The sequence below is a fragment of the Haemophilus parahaemolyticus genome (assembly GCF_018373095.1).
GTDB classification, from domain to species: Bacteria; Pseudomonadota; Gammaproteobacteria; order Enterobacterales; family Pasteurellaceae; genus Haemophilus_A; species Haemophilus_A parahaemolyticus_A.
In genome coordinates, this window is sequence record NZ_JAHAHT010000103.1 from 1 (window position 1) to 6,151 (window position 6,151).

Annotated in this window: 6 protein-coding genes and 3 pseudogenes; all 9 read right to left on the reverse strand. The window is 37.8% G+C overall.

The genetic code is table 11. The features are described 5' to 3' along the window. Positions 1-115: 115 nt before the first annotated feature. Positions 116-490, reverse strand: a pseudogene (gene ccsA, locus KH943_RS08735) (cytochrome c biogenesis protein CcsA); the annotation flags it as partial. 47 nt (positions 491-537) lie between these two features. Further along, positions 538-1,200, reverse strand: coding sequence for a heme exporter protein CcmB (gene ccmB, locus KH943_RS08740; protein ID WP_304110067.1), 663 nt, complete (start codon positions 1,198-1,200; stop codon positions 538-540). Beyond that, positions 1,197-1,829 (reverse strand): cytochrome c biogenesis heme-transporting ATPase CcmA, encoded by a 633-nt coding sequence (gene ccmA / locus KH943_RS08745; protein ID WP_304110070.1) that lies wholly within the window; start codon positions 1,827-1,829, stop codon positions 1,197-1,199. The genes ccmB and ccmA overlap by 4 nt, the downstream gene beginning before the upstream one ends. Before the next feature lie 115 nt (positions 1,830-1,944). After that, on the reverse strand, positions 1,945-2,661 hold the full coding sequence (hda, locus tag KH943_RS08750; RefSeq protein WP_304110077.1) for a DnaA regulatory inactivator Hda: 717 nt from the start codon (positions 2,659-2,661) through the stop codon (positions 1,945-1,947). A 205-nt stretch (positions 2,662-2,866) separates the two neighbouring features. Next, positions 2,867-3,206 (reverse strand): annotated as a pseudogene (locus KH943_RS08755) (LysR family transcriptional regulator); the annotation flags it as partial. Then, entirely contained in the window at positions 3,206-3,943 is a 738-nt protein-coding gene (locus tag KH943_RS08760) for a glycosyltransferase family 25 protein (RefSeq protein WP_304110073.1), read from the reverse strand. The gene KH943_RS08760 and the pseudogene KH943_RS08755, both read right to left, overlap by 1 nt. A gap of 27 nt (positions 3,944-3,970) precedes the next feature. Further along, positions 3,971-4,162 carry a glycosyltransferase family 8 C-terminal domain-containing protein gene (locus tag KH943_RS08765; RefSeq protein WP_304110079.1) on the reverse strand — a complete coding sequence of 64 codons (192 nt, stop codon included), beginning with the start codon at positions 4,160-4,162 and terminating at the stop codon, positions 3,971-3,973. Then, a pseudogene (locus KH943_RS08770) lies at positions 4,154-4,549 on the reverse strand (glycosyltransferase); the annotation flags it as partial. The pseudogene KH943_RS08770 and the gene KH943_RS08765, both read right to left, overlap by 9 nt. A gap of 377 nt (positions 4,550-4,926) precedes the next feature. Further along, positions 4,927-6,151, reverse strand: a 1,225-nt coding sequence (gene rlmKL, locus KH943_RS08775) for a bifunctional 23S rRNA (guanine(2069)-N(7))-methyltransferase RlmK/23S rRNA (guanine(2445)-N(2))-methyltransferase RlmL (RefSeq protein ID WP_304110075.1), incomplete at its 5' end; no start/stop codon positions are given.

Genomic DNA, 6,151 nt, shown 5'->3' on the forward strand with positions numbered 1-6,151 from the left:
AGTCCGCGGGCCCTCAGCTCCGCCAGAAGCTGATCCTGTGTATCAATATCCTGTTCCTCAATAATGCGCAAAATCTCCTGCTGACGTTTTCCCTTCACGTGTGCTCTTCCGATCTCCATACCCACCAAGTGCCCCACATTGGTTTCCCCCAGATTGCCCCTGTTACAAGCGAAATAAAGGCAAACACCAAGCCGATTGGTGCCATTGAAATCATTGCGAGGTTTGCTTGACGAATTTGCCACACCAACGCAATTAGACCTGCTAATGCCATTGAACCATACACTCCCATCGACCAAATCGCGGCGGGCACGTGAATAAAGATGATACGATAGCTCTCGCCCTGTTGGTAATCTTTTGGGGCGAAGGCTAAGCCTAAAACGAAGGCGATTACCAGTAAGATCAGGCTTAAATAGCCAATCGCAGGCTGAATTTTCCCTAGCAAGCGATATTGCGTTTCAGGCTTAGCATAGGGATGCAGAAATTTCCACATAGAAAAAGCTCCAAATTGGTAAAATGTCAATTAAATCATACCGCTTGCTATTGCAGACTGATGCGTAATGCTCCTGCAATCGCAAAAGGCGAAAAAGTTAAAGTAATGGCTAAAATCGCACCGATAATCGCAAGCTGACCACTATAGTTCATATTAACGGTTGCCGCTTCAAGCACTGCTGCTGCAAAAATCAACACAGGCAAAAAGAGCGGTAAAATCAGCAAGCTCAACAGCGTACCACCTTTTCGTAAACCAACGGTTAAAGCCACACCAATTGCCCCTAAACAGCTCAAAATTGGCGTACCTAATAACAGGGTGAGCACTAACGCTCCCCACACATGAGTTTCAAGAGAGAGCAAAATCGCCGCAATAGGTGAAAGCAAAATCAGTGGTAATCCTGTCAACAGCCAATGTGCTATGACTTTGGCAAGTGCCACTTGCGGTAAGCCAACTGGCAACAACATCAATTGCTCTAATGAGCCATCTAAATAATCATCACGGAAAAGGCGCTCAAACGAGAGCAATGCCGATAATAATGCGGCAACCCACGCAATGCCTGAAGCGATTTTTCCCAGAAGTTCAGGGTTCGGCCCCATCAACAGCGGAAAAAGCGTAATCACGATCAAAAAAAACCAGAGCGGATTCAGAATTTCAGCAGGTCGACGAAATGCGATAGTTAATTCTCGTTGAATGATGTTCAATAAAATCATAGTTTAAATTGATCCAAGGAAATCGCTTTTAAATGAGGATTTTCGACCGCTTGATGGCTGGTAAAAATCACTATTCCCCCATTTTGGCAATGTTGTTCAATATGAGCGATTAAATCGGCTACACCTTTTTTATCAATCGCGGTGAACGGCTCATCTAAAATCCAAAGTTGCTGTTTAGTTAGCCACAATTTTGCCAATGCAACACGGCGTTGCTGCCCCGCAGAAAGATGCGAGCAAGGTAAATCTTCCCGCCCAACTAGTGCAACTTTTTCAAGTGCATGCCAAAGCGCTTCATTACTTAATGCTAAGCCCTGCACTTTTTGATAAAAACGCAGATTTTCCCACGGTGTCAATTCGGGTTTAATCCCTGCGTGATGCCCAAGATAAAACAGCTCACTATAATATTCTTCGCGACATTTTTGGATTTTTTGACCATTCCAAAGCACTTCGCCTTCAGCAGGTAAAGCAAGCCCCGCTAAAATACGGAGTAAACTCGTTTTACCGATACCATTATGCCCTTCAATCTGTACCCAATCGCCTTGATTGAGCGTAAAAGAACAACCTTCAAACAGACGGTTTTCACCACGTTCGCAGGCAATATTATTGAGAGTTAGTACATTCGATTGCATAACACGGATAGGGTATTAAAAGATAGGCAAGTTTACCATAATCAGTCTGATTAGCGTAAAAAACAGCCTACCTATTTAGAGTGATCAATTTGTTTTAAAACAAATTTTTGTGAATTTATAAGTACAGAACTTCTTTAACAAAAGGCACAGTCAGTTTTCGTTGAGCTTGTAGCGAGGCTCGGTCAAGCAGATCCAACTCTTTAAGCAAGACTGCAAGATCATTGCCAAGCCGTTTTAAAAGGAAATTAGCGACCTCATCTGAAAGCTCCATACCTTTTTGATAAGCATTATTTTGTAACACAATGCGTTTTTGCTCATCGCTCAAATCAGCGAGCTGATAAACCTCACCCCAAATCAAACGAGAGTGTAAATCTGGCAAGCTAATTTTCAATTCGTGAGGTGGACAATTCGCACTAATCAATAACAAGGTTTTGTGTTCGCTACCAAATAAGCCTTGTTGCTCACGGATTTGATTGAAAAGATCGAAAATGGCGAGTTCCCACTCTTCATTGCCTGCGATAGTTTGGAAATCGTCTAAACATACCACATCCATTTGAGCCGCATTTTCCAATACTTGCGGGGAAAAATAGCGAGATTTATCCAGAGGAATATAACTTGCGGATTGATGATTAAAAAGAGATTGATTCGTAACGGCTTTTAAGAGATGACTTTTCCCACAGCCCTGATTTCCCCAGATATAGAAAAACGGCTGTTGGACATCCACAAAATTTTGGCGTAACGAATCCAACAACACAGGGTTGTTTTCTGAATAGAAATTTTCAAATGTTTCATCATCATTTTGATGAATCGGGAGAAGAAGTTGTTGAGTAATGGTCTGATTGCCTTTTTGTTGGAATATTGTGCTAAGGATAGCGGAAAAATTTGTAAAGGGGAATGTCCGATTTATAAAAAGAGTAGAGAAAAATTATGGAATCTACTCTATTTAAATGCGATTAAACTTACGTCAATGACGTTTTGCTTGACTCCCAAAATTCTCAATTCCATTTATGTGGTTATAATTGCAGCAAAATGTTGAAATACATCTCTAACATTGCAGGCAAATGGCTATAAGCTACTGTTACTGAACAGAAAAGTTGCAACTCGCCTTCTAACTTCTCCTTGATGAGGCAAAAGTGCATTTTTCATCGCTTGCCAATCTGCCCAACTCTGTTTTGCAAATTCCAAGAATTTTTCGCCCGCTTCTGTAAGATGCACTTGGCGGTTATCTCTGACTAAAAGCGGTTGTTCTATCTCCTCTTCCATTCGCTGAATATGGCGTGTAAGAGTTGAAGCACTCATATAGCTTTTTTCCGCAGTGCGGATAAAACTGCGGCTTTGGGCGAGGTCAAGAAAGAGTTTTAGGGATTGGAAGTCTATTATTTGTATAAAATATCGTAAATGAATTTATTTATATTATCTTTAGTTTTATAAATTTCTCTCATGATTTTAGTTTTTAATGTTCTTTTCCCTTGTTGTTTATCTACTGGAATATTACTTTCTTTTGAAAAATCTGGCTCAACACATGCAGGAGTAATTGCAAGATGGTCTAATTTATTTTCCCAGTATCTCTCCATCATAATATCTACGTCTAAGATCCATTCTTCGCAGTAATCTAATAATTTTTTAGCAGACTTAGGAGTAATAAAATAACCTGTAGCATTTCCCCACCCTTCTTTATAACGAGTGATTTCGATTTTATCTAAAGAGTAGATCATTTTGCCTTTTTGATTTCTCTTGGCTGGAGCTGGTGGACTAAGCCAAAGGAACTCAAAATGGTTTTTATCTGATGAGATAAATTCTAGAGCTTCAAGAAAGTTAGAATGAATTATTGCATCGTCTTCCAATACAATAATCCCTTGATTTAATTCAATACATTTCTGCCATAATAGATAATGACTTGCAAAACAGCCTAATTGAGACAAGCTCATATAATGCCCTTTTCTCTCAAAACGTTTTTTCTCATTATATTTTGAGAATAAAGGGTGGTTAGGTTCTTCTTTGCCATACACCGCTTTAAAGAATTGATAATCTATCTTTTGAGGTAAGTTATCAAATTGGTTAGATATAAAATCTCGTCTTTCTTTGGATTTTTCTAGGTTGATAATAAAAATCATTTATTCACCTACATTTAGATTAAGGTTTTAGTTTTTCTTAAAGTATATTATTTGATATTTTATAGCTTTGAAAATATGTAGTCTAAAGAATAATATTTTGGCAAATTTTCTTAGCTCTCTTGTTGTGACAGGATGAGACAATGGAACATTTTTCCATAAACTTCTACTATAAAATTTATGATATAAATTGCAGTATCCAATTTCTGTCCATGGTTTTATTTCTCCCGTAAAATGTACTATTCTGACATTATTATCTTTAATGAGCTCTTTTTCTGTTTCTTTCCAATTTCTCCAATTATACTGCTCAGGAAGATACTTTGTATCATTCTTAAATAGAATATTTAGCATATCTTGATCTGGGTAAGAAAAAGTTGTTTTACCTAAACACCCTAAAAATTTAGAAAAAGTATTATTTACTAGCCATCTTTTGATATCTATAAGCAATACTCCTGAATTGAATTACACATAAGTTCTAGGAAATCCAATCTTCTCCAGTTTATTTAGATAATCCAATGATATAGAATCTGGTACAGCAGCAATTGTTTTATCTTCCATATCACAAAAGAATAGAGATGCTAATTCATTTAAACATAAAGTATCTACGTCAAAATATAAAACTCAATCTATATTTTCTTTGATAATACATTAGGTACAATTATTCTATTATAAATCTCAGTAAAAAATGCCCGCATATAGGTAAATTAATAAAATATTCTTTATTTAAGAAATAATAAGTTATAGAGAAATTATTATATGGAAGACTCTCTAATTTTTCAGTTTGACTACTTTCCAATTTATGTCAGAAAGATATGAAAGCTAATATTACTCTCTTTATTATCTAGTATAGATGTGATTAATGTTCCTAAATGTTTAGAATATTTTAGATCTGTGGCAAATGCTATAACAATAGGGTTATCCAACTCTATTGATTAATTTTTTTCAGATGTAATTATTTCGTCATACGTTACTTGCATATATTTCCCTTAAATATGCCCAACCACCCAACAATTATGAATATGTGGGTTACGTTCAAAATCTAGCGGAAGCGTTTTTTTCGAGATATTTTCTGCTTTTAAGCCTAACTCTGCTAAGCCTTCCATATCCATTTTAAAGCCACGTTTATTGTTTGAGAAAATAATCGTGCCGTCTTGGGTAAGAATGCGTTTGAGTTGGCTCATTAGTTTGATATGGTCACGTTGCACATCCCAGCTTTCATTCATTCGTTTTGAGTTAGAGAATGTTGGCGGATCAACAAAAATCACTTCAAAACGTTCACGACATTCAGCCAACCATTGCAAGCAATCGGCTTGGAATAAGCGATGATTTCTTAATGGAATTTCGTTAAGTTCTAAATTCTGTTCTGCCCAGTTAAGATAAGTGTTTGACATATCCACTGTTGTGGTCGCTTTTGCTCCATTAAGTGCTGCGTGAACGGTTGCTGAGCCCGTGTAAGCAAATAGATTAAGGAAGGTTTTGCCCTTTGCCATTTCACCCACCATTTTACGCGTTAAGCGGTGATCTAAGAACAAGCCTGTATCAAGGTAATCGGTAAGATTCACCCACAATTTTGCCCCATATTCATTTACGTAGAAATAGTCGCCTTTATTTGCCAATTTTTCGTATTGGTTCGTGCCTTTCTGTTTTTGACGCACTTTGAGCACCAATTTATTGGTTTCTACACCTGTTACATAAAGCGTTGCGGAAACCGCATCCAACAAGCGTTGTCGAGCTTTTTGTTCATCAATATTTTTTGGTGCAGCATATTCTTGCACCACAATGTGATCGCCATATCTGTCTACTGCTAAATTATATTCTGGCAAGTCGGCATCATATAAGCGATAAGCATCTAAGCCTTGTTGCTTCGCCCATTTTTCAATTTTCTTGATGTTTTTGGCAAGGCGATTTGCGAAATCTGTCGCTACTTGCTGCTCTGGTTTAAATGCCAGTTCGTTTTGCTCTGTGTTTTCAAGATGTTGCGTGATGGAGTAGTTTTTTTGCACGCAATCAAGCGGTCCATTTTTCGCTTTAAATTGACGAGCTGAACGCAAACGCAAGCAGTTGAGTAATTCAGGTTCGCCGCTGAAAATCGAAGCATTCCAGCCTGTAAATTGCTGTTTTAAACGCTGACCAAACACTGAATAAAGGGCGATTAATGCAGGTGTTGTGCCTAAACGCTCACCATAAGGCGGGTTACTAATCACCGTACCT

Coding starts and splice junctions, on each gene's coding strand:
- ccmA (WP_304110070.1), bottom strand. CDS start 1,829: ATGCAATCGAATGTACTAACTCTCAATAATATTGCCTGCGAACGTGGT.
- KH943_RS08760 (WP_304110073.1), bottom strand. CDS start 3,943: ATGATTTTTATTATCAACCTAGAAAAATCCAAAGAAAGACGAGATTTT.
- ccmB (WP_304110067.1), bottom strand. CDS start 1,200: ATGATTTTATTGAACATCATTCAACGAGAATTAACTATCGCATTTCGT.